Origin of the sequence: Acidithiobacillus sp. HP-11 (genome assembly GCF_015100075.1) — a bacterium.
In the GTDB taxonomy this organism is placed as follows: Bacteria; Pseudomonadota; Gammaproteobacteria; order Acidithiobacillales; family Acidithiobacillaceae; genus Acidithiobacillus; species Acidithiobacillus thiooxidans.
Genome location: NZ_JACKYY010000039.1, coordinates 1 through 16,925 on the forward strand (window position 1 = coordinate 1; position 16,925 = coordinate 16,925).

Sequence of the window (16,925 nt, forward strand, 5' to 3'; positions counted from 1 at the left end):
CGTGGGCTCGGAGATGTGTATAAGCGACGGGGATTGGAGGAGTGATCTTCGGCCACACCCCAGAGCATGAAATACTTGGTACGATCCCAATCCGGATCACCAAATTCCCAGAACGCGTGACCCAGCATATACAATCCGGCAGTAGCCATGTTCACCGAACAGAAGCCGCCATGGGCCGACCAGTTCAGGGTTCCAAACTGCTGCGCCCACAATCCTGTGAGCGCCTGCATCTGGTCACGTCCCGTAAAATAGGCGAGTTTATTTGGATCGGTGGCCCGGATATGGGCCAATCTTTCGGTCAGGGTGTTAATAGCTTCGTCCCAGGAAATTTCCTCGAACTCTCCAGCTCCACGCTCGGTACCGGGCTTACGCCGCAGTGGATTACGCAATTTACCCGGCGAATACTGCTTCATAATGCCTGCAGAGCCTTTGGCACAAAGCACACCCTGATTGATGGGGTGGTTGCGGTTACCCTGGATAAATCGTACCTTATTGTCTTCTACAGTGACTTTGATGCCACAACGACAAGCACACATGTAGCAAGTGGAGTACTTGATTTCCTGCTTGCTGTGGTCTTCAAATTCCATAACCGTAGCCATATTTGTACCTCGCGCCTGGCTGCAACAAATCGGGGACATCCCGTTATCGCCGAAATCTTGGCGGAGCGTGCCTGATAAAGCAAGTCAGCGTTTTTGATTTTGTAATAAGTAGTCCTTATTTGCTTTGTGGTAGGGACGATGATTAGTTTAGTGGCGCTTAGTCCAAGGAGATGCATTCATGATTCGCAACGATTTCAAAGAACATTCCCGCATTACCGTGACCTGGAAGGATAAGGAAGGTAAATTGCGTCCCGGTAATTTCTATGTCTACGCCCTGCTCAAGGATGCCATGATCGTTCGGGCCACCGACAAAGATGGCCTGCTGCGCAAGTTACCTTATGGAGATGTGCTGCGCGTGGTGAAATTCCAGGATGTGGCTCCCCAGGATCGTTATATGATTCCGGATGAAATTCTGAAGGAAGCCAGCTGGAAAGACACGGATGTCATGATGCGTTATAGCTCCAGCCCGCATCGCGGCAAATAGTTGAAGTTTACGAGTGGGCCTCTCTTGTCCAGAGGCCCGTCTTGCCGCCTTCCTTTTTAAGCAGGCGGATGTCCCTGATGATCATACCCCTGTCTATTGCCTTGCACATATCGTATATGGTCAGCAACCCAACAGATACGGCAGTTAATGCTTCCATTTCCACGCCGGTTTGCCCTGCACAGTGTACTTCCGCACGACAAACAATGCGGGTGGGGTCAGTTTCAGGAATAAGGTCCACCTGAACAGCCGTCAAGAACAACGGGTGTGCCAAAGGGATCAGCTCCCAGGTTCTTTTAGTGGCCTGGATGGCGGCTATTCTGGCAATTCCGAGCACATCACCTTTGTGAATCTGCCCTTCGGTAATGTGGTGGAAGGTGCTTTCTGCCATGTTGATTTCGCCTTCTGCAATGGCAATCCGCGTACTCACCGCCTTCGCGCCAACATCGACCATGTGGGCTTCGCCCTGCGCATTAAAATGATTCAGATTTTCAGGAACAGACATGAATCTGGCACTCCTTTTGCTTACAATTTGAACCTATCCGAACGGCTCTGGAATTTCTCATGAAAACCAAAAGACAGCTCTGGCTGTGTTTGATTCTCTGTTGTTTCGCCTTGCCAGCGCAAGCCGATTTACGCTTTCTGTTGCCCCCGGTCAGTAGCCCGGCCGTCATGTATGCCGCATTCACACCGCTGGCCAACTACTTAAGCCATGCCATTAATCAAAAAATCACACTGAGCTTCAGCGCCAATCTACAAAGCTTTTACAATCAGGCCGACCAAAACACTCCGCAAATGGTGCTTTTTTGTCCTATTGCTTACATCCGCAGTGCCCATCAACAGGCTTATTACCCTCTCGCCGGAGTGATTCCCACTCCCGGCGGAAACCATAGTGTTATTGTCGTGCGTCGTAACAGCCCCATCCACAACGTGTTACAACTCAGGAACCGCAGCTTTGTCATGGGGGATCCTGCCTGTGCAGCTTCCTCGCTGGTACCCTTGTCCATGTTTCGTGAGCTGGGGATGACGCCCAAAAGTTTTAGTGTTTTTCGGCAAAGTGGATCAGATCAGAGTGCGCTCATGGATGTGGCTGCGCGTTTTTACGATGCTACAGCGGTTGCCAAAAACGTGGCAGCACCCTATATCCATTCGGGAACCCTGCGCGCCATTGCCGATGCCGAGGTCGGCCCCGGCGACCTACTGGCGGCTTCTGCCGGCGTGCCCGCCAACATCCGCACGAAACTCACCGCCGCTCTACTGACAGCAAAAATGCAGGATCCCGTCAGCATTCAGGCTCTTGGCGGTCTGGCAGCAGGATTCAAAGCCATCAATGATGGGGATTACAATGCGCTACGCACCCTCTATCAAGAAATACACGGGGTCAAACTCCTTCCCAAAGTGCCGCAAGAAGCCATGACCTTGGGAATTCCGCCCACTTTCACACCGATAGCGGCATACCAAATTTTTGCCCCGCTGCAAAAGGCGTTGAATGAAGCCACGGGACTTCCTGTACAGCTGGTCATTCCCCATAACGAACAGAGTTTCGTCGCTGATGGGCGCGCTGGCAAATTTGACTTCGCCCTGCTAACCCCCAGAATGGTCGCCATGGAAAAAACGCAGATGCTGCCTATTGCCCAGTCAGTTCCTCGCCATGACCTGCATGGCCTGGCGATTATTCGTAGGGATATGTCGACACCAGGCACCGGGCCATCCACGGGTCCCCTGCGCATTGCTTTTGCCAGCCCTTACTGCAGTGCCCGCTCTCTGGCTAAAGCCAAACTGCTCCGCCTGGCCGGTAACAGACCGGTGACATGGGTTCCGGAAGGTTCAGAGCACGCTGTTTTTACAGCATTGGCAGAAAATCGTGCCACACTCGGCATAGTCCGTACAGCTACTGTCATGACCCTAGAAAAAGAATTACCCGGTATCTGGTCGATTGTTCAAAGCGCCGGCCGGGCACCGGTATGGACACTGGTCGGCAAACGCCAGCTGCCGCTCGGAATACACAGCGCTGTCAAACAACAGGTTGCGAAAATGCCCCTCAACGTGCTGGACACGGCCGGTTTCATGCGTTTCAGCATTCTGCCTGATGCCTAGTCCGAGCAAGGCTTCAGGACCAGATATTCCTGCTTCCTCAAAAAAACAGGATGTTTGGAAGACCCGGGCAGTCGTTGTACATATTTTCCAGCCAGTCATGCACTTTTGGCAAAATATGTCCTGGCGAGCCAAAAGCATGACTTTTGTGCTGCTTCTGGTGGCTCTGATTTATTTATCAATCTCCATATTTTTATACACATCCGTACGCAACGATCTCACCAATCAGGTACAGACCGAATTGCTGCGGCTGACGGAAACGCTGGCCAGCTCTGCAGCAGACCCTCTCCTGCTGAAAGATGGTGGAAAACTGGGCAAGCTGGCAGAACTGCACAATCCTTTGGTGCAAACAGTAGTCATCACCAATAGCCGAAATGTCGTGGTAGCCAGCCCCGATATCCGCCAGCTGGGACAAACCCTCCCTTCATATTTGTCCAGAGCCAACGCCCATCAGGCCGATCACTTCGCTGCACCTGTTCTGGCCGGAGGTAATCAGCTGGGCGCCGTATATCTCCAGGGTAATCAGAAACACATTAACAGACTGGTGAACCAGCGCCTGGATAGAACCACCAGTCGGTTGATTGTACTTGGCTTGATTACCGCATTACTGGGCCTGTTGGGAGCCTATCTGGTCAGCCTGGCGATGACGCGTCCGGTATTAAGACTACTGGATGAAATTGAAAGCATGGAAGACCGTCTTGGCCTCGACAAGAAGTTCACCCTTGTCCGCACTCCCCAGTCGGGCGACGAACTGTACCGCCTGGAATGGGCTTTTCGCTTCACCGAACAGCGCCTCAGGGAACATTTGCTGGAGCTTCGTCAGCTGCACCAGCGCCAACAGGCCATGCAATGTATGGCCACCATTGGTGAAATGTCTGCACAGGTGGCCCATGAAATCCGCAATGCCCTGTCCTCCCTGCGCGGTGCCGCACGTTACCTGGTACGCTATGGTCAGGCTGACAATCAGGGCGATTTTATCCGCATCATTGAAGAAGAAGTGCAGCGCCTGTATGACATGACACAGGGCTTTCTGGACTTTGGCCGGCCCTACGCGGCGATTCCTGTCGACACGCAAATCCGGCATCTGCTGGAGCGGTGTCTATCCAGGCATCGCGCAGACCTGGAGACCAAAACCATTATGGCCACTCTGGATTGCCCGGAATCCCTGCATGCCATGCTGGACCCTTCCCTGATCGAACAGGCTTTGAGCAATCTGATTCTCAATGCCATTGATGCCCTGCCCATGCAAGATGGGGAACTGCATCTTGCTGCAGAAAAATCCGGGCTTGCGCAGCTGGACATTATGGTTTCTGATAATGGGCCGGGCATTCCTCCGGAAAAACGGAAGAACATTTTCAAACCCTATGTCACCACCAAAACCAAGGGTAGCGGTCTGGGATTGGCCGTGGTCACCAAAATCATGATGGTGCATGATGGCAGCGTAGAATTGTGCGAAACCCATTCCGGTGCCAGATTCATTCTCCATTTGCCCTGTAAGCTTCCCCTGTCATCCTGATGATGACCATGACCAAAAAATTTCTGAGACCGACCCTATAAACATGCAAAATCTGATTTTAATTGTAGAAGATGAAAAAAACCTTCGCTGTGTTTTGGCAGCGGTACTGACTGCCGAGGGTTTCCAGGTACTGGAAGCCGAAAATGGCGAACAGGCGCTGGCAATCATTGCAAGCAATGCACCCGACTTGATCCTGACTGATCAGCGCCTTCCCGGGCTTTCCGGCACCGAACTATTGCGCAATATCAAGGCGACGCATCCTGAAATACCGGTCATTATTACGACAGCCTACGGAGAAATTGAGCAGGCGGTCGAAGCCATCAAGGCGGGTGCCGAACATTATCTGACTAAACCGGTTGATGAGGGCGAACTGATCGCCTTGATTCGCCAAACCCTGGGACGTCGTGGCAGGTCACTACCCCCCATGCGTCAGGAGCCACGCCGGCACGGCTTGATCGGAGTCAGCCGCGCTATCGAAGCCCTGCTGGAAACCATTGATCTGGTAGCTCCAGCTCCCTCCAATGTGCTGATTACCGGAGAATCCGGGACCGGTAAGGAGCTGGTTGCGCGTGCCTTGCATCAAGCTTCCAATCGGGCCGACCAACCTTTTGTCGCTTTTAACTGTGGCGCCATTCCCCTGGAGTTGGTGGAAAGTGAAATTTTTGGCTATGAAAAAGGCGCCTTTACGGGAGCGACCCGTACGCAAGCTGGCAAACTAGAAATGGCTGGTGCCGGAACCCTTTTTCTGGATGAAGTGGGAGATATGCCTCTCGCCATGCAGGTCAAACTGCTCCGCGCCCTGCAGGAACGGGAATTTACCCGTCTGGGCACCCATCAACCCTTGCGCATGTTGGCCCGGATCGTGGCAGCCACCCACATGGATCTGGCCAAGGCCGTAGCTGAAGGCCGGTTCCGGGAAGATCTCTATTATCGGCTGAATGTCATTCCGCTCCATATTCCTCCGCTGCGCGAGCGACGCGCGGACATCGCACCGCTGGTACATCATTTTCTGGAACAAATCTGCAGCGTCATTGGCCGTAGCCCGACCGTAACCATCAGCAGTGAAGCCCTGGCTGCTCTGGAAGCCTATGAGTGGCCCGGCAATATCAGACAACTTGAAAACCTTCTGGAACGGATGGTGGTGCTCAATCGTCATGGGCACATACAGCGGCAAAACCTCCCTCCCGACATCTGCCAGCAAAATGCTGGAGCTGGTGGATCCGGTACGGCAAGCCCCTTTGATTTACCTGCCCTGGAAAGGCAAACCGTGCTCAGCGCCCTTGAAAAAACCCGGTTTAATCAAAGTCAGGCGGCTGTTCTTCTGGGTATCAGCCGCAAACAATTGCGGACCAAAATGAAAAATATCGGCCTGCTTGGCGACCAGGATTCTGAAGAAGACAACCTCGATAACTGATCCATTGCAGGGACCGGTGCGAAACATCTGGTCCTTTTGGCACACTGTTTTTTCTCTCGACTGCCCCTTCTCTTGCGCGCGGCAACACCCTCACCCGCACAGCGCCTTTGTACCTTCCGGTCTGAATCATTAAAAAACACCTATTGATCCAGATTTAGGGCTGAAAATGCCGTAAAAATGGCTAAAAAAACGGCACCAGAAATTATACATTACAGACTATTTTATTGTTTATTGTAAGAAGCCATTCTGTCTAAAATGATGGCACAAAAGCTGCTAATTAATCTTGCCGCGCCAGTAGGTCGCGCTGCATTAAAGGAGCATTTTATGAAGCACAGAAATAAACAGCTGGCTCAGATCGGTTTGCTGGTGACGGGTATTTCCTGTCTGGGATTTAGCCTAAATGGCGCAGCGGCAGAAGCGCCGGGCAACGTCAGCAGTATTCAGGCCGGCAAAGCTATTGCCTTCAATCGCGCTCAGGGAAACTGTCTTGCCTGCCACGCTCTACCGGGCGGAACCATGGCGGGCAATGTGGGTCCGGCCCTGCCCATGCAGGGGGTGACCTTTCAGCAGATGTTTCAGACCAAGGAAAAACTTGTCGCTTTTTTAGGTGATCCTGAAAAACTATTTCCTTACGCAAACATGCCGGAATTTGGCAAGAACAAAGTGCTGACGCAGACACAGTTAGAGCAGGTTGCCGACTATTTGTGGTCTTTGAAGTAAATAATCCATCTGTAATTCCTAAGGAGACAATAATGATGAGTAAACCCATTGAGCGACGCCAGTTTTTAGGTGCCAGCCTGGCTACAGGGGCCTTAGCTACGGCTGCTGGTCTTGGCTTGATCAAGCCTCAACTGGCCTTTGCAGACAATGTTGCCGGATGGCCTGCAAAAGCTTTTGATGCCAAGTTACTGAAAGAGGCTATGTCCGATTCCGTCGGTAAAACTAACGTGCCGGTGTCATCCAAAGTCAAACTGACCGCGCCCACTATTGCTGAAAACGGCGGAGCGGTTCCCGTCACCATTGAAGTTGATTCGCCCATGACGGCGGACGATTACATTGCAGCGGTTTATCTGTTTGTCGATCACAATCCCACCCCTCTGGCCAGTCAGTTCACGTTTACGCCCGCAGCAGGTAAAGCATACATCCAACAACGCATCAAAATGGCAAAAACGGACAATGTCCGGGTCGTTGCCAAAACCAATAAGGGCGTTCTGATGGCCTCTGCTCCCCGGGAAGTCAAAGTCACCATTGGTGGTTGCGGCGGTTAAACCAATATACACCCATTAAAAAGAGGAATTATCCATGGCAGGAAATGTAGGTAACCCAATGATTCGCATGGCGAGCAGCGCCAAAAAAGGGGAAATTGTCGAAATCCGTTCACTGATTATGAATCCCATGACTACGGGTCTGACCAAAGATAAGGCTGGAAAAGTCATTCCGGCCCATTTTATCCAAACCGTCACAGTGACATTTGATGACAAACCTTTACTGGACATTGACTGGAGTACAGCCGTCAGTGCCAATCCCTACCTCGCATTCAAATTGCGGGCCGAAAGTAGCGGAACCCTGAAAATGGTCTGGAAAGACAATACCGGCGGTAACTGGAGTGCCGATTCCAAACTGACAGTAGCCTGATACCTATATCGGGGCGAATGAAATCGCCCCTGCAATAAAAGGAGGAACCCATGAAGCGGTTGCTGATTGCGCTTTCAATCATAGGCCTAGCTGGTGTCAGTGACGCCGCGCAGGCAGTCAACTGGTGGGACCTGGGAAATACCAAGGTCGGACCGGCCGAGACGCTTAAACAATTTCATACCTATTTTAAGGAACAAAATCCCAAAATGCCTTTGGAGAAGTACGCGCTGGGTTCTTATGCATTCAGCCCGGAAATGTACAGTCAATATCAGGAGGCCATTCAGTTTAATCCCGGAGATTTGACTTTATCCCAAGGCAAGGCTTTGTGGACCAAGCCTTTTGCTAACGGCAAGTCTTATGCCAGTTGTTATCCTGATGGTGGTAAGGGTGTGGCGGCGCACTACCCCATGTATGACCCCAAAACCCATGACATAGTAACTATCGGTACCAGTCTGAATGCCTGCCGCAAGGCTAATGGTGAGGCACCGCTTAAATATGGCAGCAGTGATATGGTGGCTTTGCAAACATATCTGACGTCCTTGTCCAATGGCATGCCAATGGATGTTCAGGTGCAGGGTCCGGGGGCCACGCAAGCCTTTGAAGAAGGTAAAGCCTACTTTTTCATGAAACGCGGGCAACTGAATTTTTCCTGTGCTACTTGCCATGTTGCTTATGCCGGGAAGTATTTACGCGCACAAATCATCTCTCCAGTACAGGGCCAAAGCGCCCATTTCCCGACTTATCGGGCTGCCTGGTCGGCAGTAAATACTTTGCAAAAGCGGATGCAGGGTTGTGACAAAAAAGTAGGTGCGGTGCCACAACCGCTCGAAAGTGCAGATTACCAGCGGCTGGAATATTTCATGAGTTATCTCAGCAACGGCATCAAGATCAACGTGCCGGGATATCGTCCCTGAACTCAACCCCGGGTAATAAATCATGAATTTTTACCCGGTACTACTTACTACCAGAAACAATGGGGAATACCATGAATATGAAAAAATCATTACTCGTGCTCGGCTTATGTTGCACGGGATTGAGTCTTGGCGGCTGGGCACAGGGTGCCGAGATTTCTTCGACGGTCTCCGGAATGCCAGCAATTAATACCGCCAGCCCGTTGTACATTGTCAACGTACAAAAAGGTGTCACTCCGGCCCAGATCAAAATGGGTATTCAGAGCGGTGCCGAGGCTGAAAACATGAATGTGGTGGGCACGCTGGATGTTCAGCAGGGACTCAAGGAAAGGGGTATTAAAAGTAATCAGCCCTATGTCATTTATGAGGTTTGTAATTTGGTACTGGGTGCCAAAATTCTCAAAAGCACACCAGAATTTGGGGCTTTTGCACCCTGTAAAATTGTCATGTATGAACAAAATGGTCAACTCAAACTGATGACCTATTTACCCACCTATGCCCTGAAATATTTCCCGAAAAATCCAGAATCCGCCAAGGTGGCTCAGGAACTGGATCACCAGATTATTACCGTGATGAAGCAAGCCGCTGCTGGCGGGCTTTAATCCGTACCGGAGGATTCAATGAACTTAAGTAGACGTGATTTCATGCAATTAATGGGCATAGCCGGTGCTGGCAGCTTCCTGACACCGGGTGCCGTGCAGTCGGCGTGGGGGGCAGATGCCGACCCTTATGAAATTCCTGATTATGGGAATGTCACCTTATTGCACATGACTGACTCCCATGCGCAATTGCTGCCGGTATGGTGGCGTGAGCCGGATACCAACATCGGCGTAGGGCAGGTATTGAATCAGGTTCCCCATCTCTGCGGACAGTGGATGCTGGATTATTATGGAGTAGCCACCCCCTCTTCCAGCAAATATGCCTATTCTTGCCTGGACTTCGACACCCTCGCGCACAAATACGGTAAAATCGGTGGATACGCGCACATCGCCAGCCTGGTCAAACGTTATCGGCAACAAAGGGGAGACAAGGTGTTGCTGCTGGATGGAGGTGATACCTGGCAGGGTTCAGCGACCAGTCTCTGGACCAAGGGCGCAGATATGGTCGGTGCCCAGAATCTCCTGGGAATAGATGATTTTGTGGGTCACTGGGAATTCACTTACGGGCAGGATCAGGTGGAGCACCTGGTCAAAACTGAACTCAAGGCCAATTTTCTTGCCCAGAATATCTTCAACAACACCTGGCAGGAACTGGTTTTCAAACCCTACCATATTCATGAGGTCAGTGGCCGTAAAATTGCCGTTATTGGACAGGCCTTTCCGTTTACCCCCATCGCCAATCCCGGTTACATGATACCTGACTGGGGGTTTGGCATTCATACCGAACATATGCAGAAAATGGTGACAGAATGCCGTGAGAAACAACACGCAGACTTGGTGGTTGTGCTCTCGCATAACGGCGCTGACGTTGACAAGAAAATGGCCGCAATGGTCAAGGGTATTGACATCATTCTGGGTGGCCATACCCATGATATTATGGGACCCAAGCCTTTCATGGTCGGCAATACGCTGATTATCAATACCAGCACCAATGGCAAGGTATTAGCCCGTTTCGATCTGGATGTCGGCAAAGGCAAACTCAATGGCTGGCGTTTCCATTATCTGCCGGTGTTCTCCAACCTGATCAAGGAAGATCCGGAGATGGCTGACTATATCCATAAGGTCCGCAGCCCTTATCAGCAGAAATTGGCGCAACCTCTGGCTACTACCGAAAGCCTGCTTTATCGGCGTGACAACTTTAATGGCAGCTTTGACCAGTTGCTCTGTGATGCCTTACGGGAAGAAATGGATTGCGAAGTCTCTTTCTCCCCCGGTTTCCGTTGGGGCTACTGCAAGCTCCCCGGCGAAACCATCACCATGGAAGACGTCATGGGTCAGACGGCCATTACCTATCCCCAGGTTACCGTCAACACCTACACCGGCGAACAAATCAAGAACATCATGGAGCAGGTGGCAGATAACATCTTCAATCCGAACCCCTATTATCAGCAGGGCGGGGATATGATAAGGGTCGGGAATATTCAGTATGATTTCAATCCCGATGAAAAAATCTATCATCGTTGCAGCAATATGCGGATTGGTGGTCAAACGATGTCTGCCAGCAAAAAATACAAAGTGGCAGGATGGGCAGCCATGCAACCTGTTGAAGGGAAACCAGTCTGGGATATTTTTTCACAGTGGCTGCAATCCAAAAAGAATGTACGGGTAGACAAGGTGGATCTGCCGGTACTCAACAAGGACATGGCAAACAACCACGGCATTGCCTTTCCCAAAACCTACAAGCTTTAACCATGTTCAGGTGACGAGCAGCATTAGCCAGCGGTTTTACCGCTGGTTTTTTTTGTGGGCAAAACAAGGTCCTGTAGCCAAATCACCCCATTTCACCAGATTTTATCTCAACCATACCTCATGCTAGACTGCGCACTGAATTTTGCAGCCCGGAAATGATGTTTAACTTTGTTCACGTCCCGGCCGTGTCCCCACTTGCATAATAAAGGCTTGTAACCAGATGATCATGAAACGCATTCTTGGACTCTTTTCCACGGACCTCGCTGTTGACCTGGGTACGGCCAATACCCTGATTTATGTGCGAGGAAAGGGCATTGTCCTCTCGGAACCTTCTGTCGTTGCCATTCATACTGGCCGCCGTGGTGGAGGTAGTCGGCGTTTACATGTCGGTGAAGAGGCCAAACGGATGCTCGGACGCACCCCCGCCAACATCACCGCCATTCGGCCTTTAAAAGACGGCGTCATTGCCGATTTTGAAATTACGGAGGCGATGCTCAAGCACTTCATTCGGCGCGTCCATCACCAGCGTTTTCTCAGCCCCAGTCCCCGTATTATTGTTTGTGTGCCCTACGGAGCCACGCAGGTTGAACGCCGTGCCATCCGCGAATCAGCCATGAGCGCAGGAGCCCGCGAAGTGCATCTGATTGAAGAACCCATGGCAGCAGCCATTGGCGCCGGCATGCCGGTCGCCGAACCCACCGGCTCCATGGTGGTGGACATTGGCGGTGGGACCACTGAAGTCGGGGTAATTGCTCTGGGCGGTGTGGTTTATTCCCAAAGCGTCCGGGTAGGTGGCGACAAGATGGACGAAGCCATCGTTAATTATATTCGCCGCAATTACGGTATGTTGATTGGTGAAAGTACGGCCGAAGAAATCAAGAAAAAAGTGGGTTGTGCTTATCCCGGTCAGGAAGTGCTGACGCTTGAAGTGCGCGGGCGTAATCTCGCCGAAGGCGTTCCCCGCACTTTCAGCATCAACAGCAATGAAATCATGGAGGCTCTTCAGGAACCGCTGGGGGCCATTGTTGGCGCCATCAAGCTGGCCCTGGAACAAACCCCTCCGGAGCTCGCTGGCGATATTGCCGAGCGCGGTATGGTGCTGACGGGAGGTGGTGCCCTGTTGCGCGATCTGGACCGCCTCATCATGGAGGAGACCTCCTTGCCGGTGATCGTTGCCGAAGACCCTTTGACCTGTGTGGCTCGAGGCAGTGGTCGTGCTCTGGAAGAGCTAGAACTTCTGGGTGAGGTATTCGCCGACGATTAATCCGGCGAAACTGTAAACATTCAGCATGCCAGCGTTGTTTTTCCCCCGCCGCTACCCGCCGCTCCTTCGTGTAGCGGCGTTTGTGTTGTTGAGTATTGTCATTGCGGCGCTCAGCGAAAAGCATCCCAATATGCTGAACTGGTCCGGGAATCTGACTTATCCCATTCATTGGCTGGATCTGCAGGCCACAGAAAACTGGCGTAAAGTGAGTGAATACCTGCAAGATCGCCGCAGTTTGCTTGCTGAAAACGCGCAAATGCGGGAAAAACTCAAAACACTGGAACCAAAACTGCTGGAAAACGAGATATTACACAATGAAAACCGGCAACTGCTGGCATTACTCGACAGTTTTCCCCAGCCACCCGGGAAGATGGCTGTAGCCCAGGTCATCGCCGAAAACTTTTCTCCCGGTAGCCAGCTCATTACCGTCAATCTGGGCAGTCGCAATGGTGTTCAGGTAGGTCAGCCGGTGCTGGCCGCTGGCGGTGTGGCCGGGCAAGTCATTCACGTAGCCGATCTCAGCGCCCAGATCGCCCTGATTTCCGACCTCGACAGCAGCATCCCGGCGCAACTGGCGGGCACAAACCTTCCGCTGCTGGTTAATGGAAAGGGCAATATTCATTGGTTAAGTGTTCCCTTTCAGCCGCGCAACACCCCCCTGAAAGCAGGTGATCAATTGGTCACCTCTGGACTCGGAGGGCGTTTTCCCTCTGGCCTGCATATTGGTACCATTTCCAGGGTCATTCATAATGGTGACGAACCCTTTGCGCAAATTTCAGTGCAGCCCTCAGTACCCTTGGGTCAGCTCACTACCGTACTTATCCTTCTGAACAACAACACAACATCACGGCCAAGCAAGCCATGAATGCGGTTGCCCTGGTAATCGCCTTTTTCCTGGCCATGGCCCTGGAAACACTCCCCTCCGGCCCTGTTTATGGCATGATCCATCCGGATTTTGTAGCCCTGCTTCTGCTTTACTGGTCGATCCGTAGCGGCTCCGAACTCAGCTATACGGTGGTATGGCTCATTGGATTGCTTCAGGATATGGTTATGGGTAATGTGCCCGGTGGACAGGCTGTTGCCGATGTTCTCATGATTTATGCGCTGGTCAATGGTCTGGTCAGGGTACGCCACCTATCCGTTTGGGAACAATTGGTTTTCATATTTATGCTGCTGTTCGCCCATCGACTGATCGTCTGGTCCTGGCAACTATGGTCCGGGCCAGTGAGCTGGCATTTCAGCCTGCTCCTCAGCCCGTTGATGGGGGCCTTACTATGGCCCCTGTTTACCTATTTGCTGGATTATCTGCGCCATCATTTGCAGGCATCGCCATGAACCGGACACAGCGCCTGTTTCGTCCATTGCAAAAACTGGATCCAGCCCTGTTGACCGGTGTTGTCATTCTGATGGGCATCAGTTTGGCCGTGCTTTACAGCGGCAGCCAGGAAAGTCTGCGCGTAGTTTTCGCCCAGTTATTCCACTTTGCTATCGGATTTATTGTGCTGATCGCCATTGCTAACACTCCGCCGGAACGCATTCGCGCCTGGGCCCCGGCACTTTATGGCATCGGCGTTATCCTCCTGGCACTGACCCTGGTCGCTGGCAAAACAAGCCTCGGAGCCCGACGCTGGTTAGGTGCCGGACCCGTCACTTTCCAGCCCTCGGAACTCATGAAACTGGCTTTACCGCTACTGATGGCCTACTACTACTCCCAGCAGGAAAACGTGCGCCATTGGCGTGCCGCAATTACCGGATTGATACTGATCGCCATCCCCTTTCTGTTGATTGCCAAGGAGCCAGATCTGGGTACCGCCGCCCAAATTGGTGCCGCTGGCATTTTCATGATGTGGCTGGCTGGCGTGCGACGGCGCTGGTTTATTGGACTACTCATCATTGTCGCAGTCAGTGGACCCGTCATGTGGCATTTTCTGCACGGTTATCAAAAGGAGCGCATTCTGACTTTCCTTGACCCTCAACGCGACCCTTTGGGAGCGGGATATCACATCATTCAGAGCATGATTGCTGTTGGCTCCGGGGGGTTTTGGGGAAAGGGCTGGTTTAACGGTACCCAGGTGAATCTCGACTTTTTGCCCGAAGCACAAACAGATTTTGTTTTTGCTGGTTTTGCTGAAGAATTCGGTCTTTTTGGTGTACTCATTCTAATTGCCACTTACCTCCTGATTGTCCTGCGCGGACTGGTCATCGCCTTTGAAAGCCGGGATGCTTTTGGCCGTTTGATTGCCGGCACCCTGAGTCTGACATTTTTTCTGTATATTTTTATCAACATGGGTATGACCACGGGGATTTTACCCGTAGTCGGAGTGCCGCTGCCCCTCATCAGCTATGGCGGTACGGCCATGCTGACTTTCATGATCGGATTGGGGATTCTGATGTCAGTGCACGCCCATCCACGAACCCATGAATAGCCCTGCAAGCGGTGTTGGGCCGGGAAGCTTTGCCGCGACTTTGGCCCGCTTAGCATACAAACATAGCTTTCTTGACGGACATCATTATAATTCTTCGGATACCATCAAGATTACACTCCAATTAAACACTCCGTATTGAGGCCCTGATGATTTCCCGCCCCTCCCTAATAAGTAAAATATTTCTTGTTTTTTTCGGGCTGCTTTTTGCCAGCACCGCCTTTGCCGTCGTGCCGACCCCAAGACTGCCCACACCTCCAGCACCCGCCCTGCCGTCCGTCGTCAGTTATGTACTGATGGATTATGACACGGGTCAGATTATTGCGGCGAAAAGTGAAAACCTGCGCCGCGCACCGGCCAGTCTCACCAAGCTGATGACGGCCTATCTGACCTATCAGGCCATCCACAATGGCACCCTCAATCTCAATGAAAACATTCAAATATCCAACACAGCCTGGAAAACTGGTGGTTCCAGCATGTTCATCCAGCCCGGTCTGGCGGTCAATATTGACCAACTCCTACATGGGCTACTGATTGATTCGGGCAACGATGCCGCCGTGGCATTGGCCGAAACCGTAGCAGGAAGCCGGTCCGGCTTTGTAACCCTGATGAATGAAACGGCAGCACAACTGGGACTGCATAATACCCATTACAACAATGTTGATGGTTTACCGGATGACAACCTGTATACCACTGCTCTGGATGTAGCGCGGCTATCCCGGACACTGATTCAGCAATACCCCCAAGTCATTCAAATTACGAAACAAAAATCCTATACCTACAACAAAATCACCCAACGGAGCTGGAATCCTGTATTGTTTCGGGATCCCAGCGTGGATGGCCTTAAAACAGGACTGACAGATGCCTCCGGCTATTGCATTGACGCTACCGCTCAGCGCAATGGTCGGCGCCTGATCGCCGTAGTGATGGGTGGACCCAACTGGGCTGGCAGTACCAATGCCGTAGAAGCACTGTTGGACTACGGTTACCGTTTTTTTGTGAATCATCCGGTGTACCAGTCAGGCCAGCAGGTTGGTAAAATCACGCGGAACGACTTCTCTCCCATGCATGTTCCCGTAGGTGTCACCCAAAAGGTCACTGTCACCGTACCCAAGGGACATTTTTCTGATTTGCAGCGCGTTGTCGAACTCAATCCGAATTTGCAGGCCCCTCTGAAAAAAGGTACGGTCGTGGGAACATTGGTTTTCCAGCTTGACGGTAAAACACTTAAAACAGTCCCGGTGGTCAGCATGGTTTCTGCAGAGAAGGCTGGCTGGTTATCGCGGATGTTCCACAAAATCGGTGACGCGCTCTGAAACAGAATAAGGGGCTTGCATGAAGACAGAAACCCGGCAAGCAGATGACTTTCCCCATCTGCATCATGTCAAGGTAATTGGGCAGCATGCTGATCTGCTGGGTGCAGTGCGCGAAGCCGTAGAGCCCCATGCCCCCGATTTACCGGAAAGCGCTTTTGCCCTGCGCGCCAGCAGTCAGGGACAGTACCTTTCGGTAACGATCTCTTTGGAAATACAAAATGAAGCCCAGCTTCTGAATATTTATACGGCGGTAAAAGCCGTGGACGGAGTCATCCTCTGCTTATGAATACTTCCCCCATACTGGTGCGCTGCTGGCCCGGAATCCTGCCCTACTTCACCGTGCTGGATGCCATGCGCGAATTCACTACCCAGCGCGATGCGGAAACGCCTGATCAAATGTGGCTGCTCCAGCATCCGCCGGTATTTACGCTCGGCCGCAATGCCGATGCCGCCGATGTTCTGGATCCTGGCTCCATACCGGTCATCCGCAGTGACCGGGGGGGAAAGGTGACCTACCATGGCCCCGGGCAATGGATTGTTTACCTGATGATTGATTTACCCCGAATGGGTATTAATGTGCGGCAACTCACCAGCATGATGGAACAGTCTGTTATTCAAATCCTGGCAGATCATGGGGTAAATGCCCATGCCCGTCGGGATGCTCCCGGCGTTTATGTGGGCGAGGCGAAAATCGCCTCTTTGGGGCTGCGCGTCCAGCGCGGGCGTAGCTACCATGGTTTAAGCCTGAATACTGACATGGATTTATCTCCTTTTCAGCGCATTCATCCTTGCGGAATGCCCCAACTCACCGTCACTCAGATCCACGATCTCTGTCCCGACTGGCCCAGTCGTGACGTTGCCGAAGCGTTGATGAACGCGCTTTCCGATCAGCTGCAGCGGCCTCTACAGAAAGGAGGTGCCTGA

Annotated in this window: 19 protein-coding genes; 17 read left to right on the forward strand and 2 right to left on the reverse strand. The window is 52.1% G+C overall.

From position 1 onward, the window contains the following. Window positions 1-599: molybdopterin-dependent oxidoreductase (locus H7F08_RS11400; protein ID WP_193640606.1), on the reverse strand; the 599-nt coding region annotated here is incomplete at its 3' end. 178 nt (window positions 600-777) lie between these two features. Here H7F08_RS11400 and H7F08_RS11405 point away from each other — a divergent pair. Beyond that, complete coding sequence (locus tag H7F08_RS11405) at window positions 778-1,083, forward strand: hypothetical protein (protein WP_010637263.1); 306 nt, start codon at window positions 778-780, stop codon at window positions 1,081-1,083. Between the two features lie 7 nt (window positions 1,084-1,090). Here the strand turns inward: H7F08_RS11405 and moaC are convergent, their stop codons facing one another. Next, entirely contained in the window at window positions 1,091-1,585 is a 495-nt protein-coding gene (moaC, locus tag H7F08_RS11410) for a cyclic pyranopterin monophosphate synthase MoaC (protein WP_193640607.1), read from the reverse strand. Between the two features lie 59 nt (window positions 1,586-1,644). Here moaC and H7F08_RS11415 point away from each other — a divergent pair, with 59 nt between their 5' ends. From H7F08_RS11415 to lipB, 16 genes are all read left to right on the forward strand, one after another. Continuing rightward, window positions 1,645-3,177, forward strand: a complete 1,533-nt coding sequence (locus H7F08_RS11415; RefSeq protein ID WP_010637259.1) for a PhnD/SsuA/transferrin family substrate-binding protein — start codon at window positions 1,645-1,647, stop codon at window positions 3,175-3,177. Window positions 3,178-3,313: 136 nt separating this feature from the next. Next, entirely contained in the window at window positions 3,314-4,690 is a 1,377-nt protein-coding gene (locus H7F08_RS11420) for an ATP-binding protein (protein ID WP_226842597.1), read from the forward strand. A 43-nt stretch (window positions 4,691-4,733) separates the two neighbouring features. Then, window positions 4,734-6,104 (forward strand): sigma-54-dependent transcriptional regulator, encoded by a 1,371-nt coding sequence (locus H7F08_RS11425; protein ID WP_024892987.1) that lies wholly within the window; start codon window positions 4,734-4,736, stop codon window positions 6,102-6,104. Window positions 6,105-6,428: 324 nt separating this feature from the next. Further along, complete coding sequence (soxX, locus tag H7F08_RS11430) at window positions 6,429-6,824, forward strand: sulfur oxidation c-type cytochrome SoxX (RefSeq protein ID WP_010637254.1); 396 nt, start codon at window positions 6,429-6,431, stop codon at window positions 6,822-6,824. A 35-nt stretch (window positions 6,825-6,859) separates the two neighbouring features. After that, window positions 6,860-7,372: a thiosulfate oxidation carrier protein SoxY gene (soxY, locus tag H7F08_RS11435; RefSeq protein WP_024892986.1), complete on the forward strand. Its 513-nt coding sequence runs from the start codon at window positions 6,860-6,862 to the stop codon at window positions 7,370-7,372. Between the two features lie 34 nt (window positions 7,373-7,406). Then, window positions 7,407-7,739 carry a thiosulfate oxidation carrier complex protein SoxZ gene (soxZ, locus tag H7F08_RS11440; RefSeq protein ID WP_024892985.1) on the forward strand — a complete coding sequence of 111 codons (333 nt, stop codon included), beginning with the start codon at window positions 7,407-7,409 and terminating at the stop codon, window positions 7,737-7,739. A gap of 50 nt (window positions 7,740-7,789) precedes the next feature. Next, window positions 7,790-8,653: a sulfur oxidation c-type cytochrome SoxA gene (soxA, locus tag H7F08_RS11445; RefSeq protein ID WP_010637249.1), complete on the forward strand. Its 864-nt coding sequence runs from the start codon at window positions 7,790-7,792 to the stop codon at window positions 8,651-8,653. 71 nt (window positions 8,654-8,724) lie between these two features. Then, window positions 8,725-9,252 (forward strand): DUF302 domain-containing protein, encoded by a 528-nt coding sequence (locus tag H7F08_RS11450; RefSeq protein WP_040429132.1) that lies wholly within the window; start codon window positions 8,725-8,727, stop codon window positions 9,250-9,252. Window positions 9,253-9,270: 18 nt separating this feature from the next. Next, complete coding sequence (gene soxB / locus H7F08_RS11455; protein ID WP_075323216.1) at window positions 9,271-10,998, forward strand: thiosulfohydrolase SoxB; 1,728 nt, start codon at window positions 9,271-9,273, stop codon at window positions 10,996-10,998. A gap of 226 nt (window positions 10,999-11,224) precedes the next feature. Next, entirely contained in the window at window positions 11,225-12,262 is a 1,038-nt protein-coding gene (locus H7F08_RS11460; RefSeq protein ID WP_372606774.1) for a rod shape-determining protein, read from the forward strand. Window positions 12,263-12,287: 25 nt separating this feature from the next. Beyond that, window positions 12,288-13,127, forward strand: coding sequence for a rod shape-determining protein MreC (mreC, locus tag H7F08_RS11465; RefSeq protein WP_010637243.1), 840 nt, complete (start codon window positions 12,288-12,290; stop codon window positions 13,125-13,127). Beyond that, window positions 13,124-13,597, forward strand: a complete 474-nt coding sequence (gene mreD / locus H7F08_RS11470; protein WP_010637241.1) for a rod shape-determining protein MreD — start codon at window positions 13,124-13,126, stop codon at window positions 13,595-13,597. Before mreC ends, mreD begins: the two co-directional genes overlap by 4 nt. Then, window positions 13,594-14,688: a rod shape-determining protein RodA gene (rodA, locus tag H7F08_RS11475; RefSeq protein ID WP_024892980.1), complete on the forward strand. Its 1,095-nt coding sequence runs from the start codon at window positions 13,594-13,596 to the stop codon at window positions 14,686-14,688. Before mreD ends, rodA begins: the two co-directional genes overlap by 4 nt. Before the next feature lie 146 nt (window positions 14,689-14,834). Further along, window positions 14,835-16,001 carry a D-alanyl-D-alanine carboxypeptidase family protein gene (locus tag H7F08_RS11480; RefSeq protein ID WP_031575940.1) on the forward strand — a complete coding sequence of 389 codons (1,167 nt, stop codon included), beginning with the start codon at window positions 14,835-14,837 and terminating at the stop codon, window positions 15,999-16,001. Between the two features lie 19 nt (window positions 16,002-16,020). After that, window positions 16,021-16,287, forward strand: a complete 267-nt coding sequence (locus tag H7F08_RS11485) for a YbeD family protein (RefSeq protein WP_010637236.1) — start codon at window positions 16,021-16,023, stop codon at window positions 16,285-16,287. Beyond that, window positions 16,284-16,925 (forward strand): lipoyl(octanoyl) transferase LipB, encoded by a 642-nt coding sequence (gene lipB / locus H7F08_RS11490; protein ID WP_031575942.1) that lies wholly within the window; start codon window positions 16,284-16,286, stop codon window positions 16,923-16,925. The genes H7F08_RS11485 and lipB overlap by 4 nt, the downstream gene beginning before the upstream one ends.

What these genes read in the sequence shown, in the direction of transcription:
- mreC (WP_010637243.1), top strand. Translation starts at nt 12,288, where the DNA reads ATGCCAGCGTTGTTTTTCCCCCGCCGCTACCCGCCGCTCCTTCGTGTA.
- H7F08_RS11425 (WP_024892987.1), top strand. Translation starts at nt 4,734, where the DNA reads ATGCAAAATCTGATTTTAATTGTAGAAGATGAAAAAAACCTTCGCTGT.
- H7F08_RS11420 (WP_226842597.1), top strand. Translation starts at nt 3,314, where the DNA reads ATGACTTTTGTGCTGCTTCTGGTGGCTCTGATTTATTTATCAATCTCC.
- soxX (WP_010637254.1), top strand. Translation starts at nt 6,429, where the DNA reads ATGAAGCACAGAAATAAACAGCTGGCTCAGATCGGTTTGCTGGTGACG.
- soxZ (WP_024892985.1), top strand. Translation starts at nt 7,407, where the DNA reads ATGGCAGGAAATGTAGGTAACCCAATGATTCGCATGGCGAGCAGCGCC.
- H7F08_RS11405 (WP_010637263.1), top strand. Translation starts at nt 778, where the DNA reads ATGATTCGCAACGATTTCAAAGAACATTCCCGCATTACCGTGACCTGG.
- rodA (WP_024892980.1), top strand. Translation starts at nt 13,594, where the DNA reads ATGAACCGGACACAGCGCCTGTTTCGTCCATTGCAAAAACTGGATCCA.
- soxY (WP_024892986.1), top strand. Translation starts at nt 6,860, where the DNA reads ATGAGTAAACCCATTGAGCGACGCCAGTTTTTAGGTGCCAGCCTGGCT.
- H7F08_RS11460 (WP_372606774.1), top strand. Translation starts at nt 11,225, where the DNA reads ATGAAACGCATTCTTGGACTCTTTTCCACGGACCTCGCTGTTGACCTG.
- mreD (WP_010637241.1), top strand. Translation starts at nt 13,124, where the DNA reads ATGAATGCGGTTGCCCTGGTAATCGCCTTTTTCCTGGCCATGGCCCTG.
- lipB (WP_031575942.1), top strand. Translation starts at nt 16,284, where the DNA reads ATGAATACTTCCCCCATACTGGTGCGCTGCTGGCCCGGAATCCTGCCC.
- H7F08_RS11415 (WP_010637259.1), top strand. Translation starts at nt 1,645, where the DNA reads ATGAAAACCAAAAGACAGCTCTGGCTGTGTTTGATTCTCTGTTGTTTC.
- soxB (WP_075323216.1), top strand. Translation starts at nt 9,271, where the DNA reads ATGAACTTAAGTAGACGTGATTTCATGCAATTAATGGGCATAGCCGGT.
- H7F08_RS11485 (WP_010637236.1), top strand. Translation starts at nt 16,021, where the DNA reads ATGAAGACAGAAACCCGGCAAGCAGATGACTTTCCCCATCTGCATCAT.
- moaC (WP_193640607.1), bottom strand. Translation starts at nt 1,585, where the DNA reads ATGTCTGTTCCTGAAAATCTGAATCATTTTAATGCGCAGGGCGAAGCC.
- H7F08_RS11480 (WP_031575940.1), top strand. Translation starts at nt 14,835, where the DNA reads ATGATTTCCCGCCCCTCCCTAATAAGTAAAATATTTCTTGTTTTTTTC.
- soxA (WP_010637249.1), top strand. Translation starts at nt 7,790, where the DNA reads ATGAAGCGGTTGCTGATTGCGCTTTCAATCATAGGCCTAGCTGGTGTC.
- H7F08_RS11450 (WP_040429132.1), top strand. Translation starts at nt 8,725, where the DNA reads ATGAATATGAAAAAATCATTACTCGTGCTCGGCTTATGTTGCACGGGA.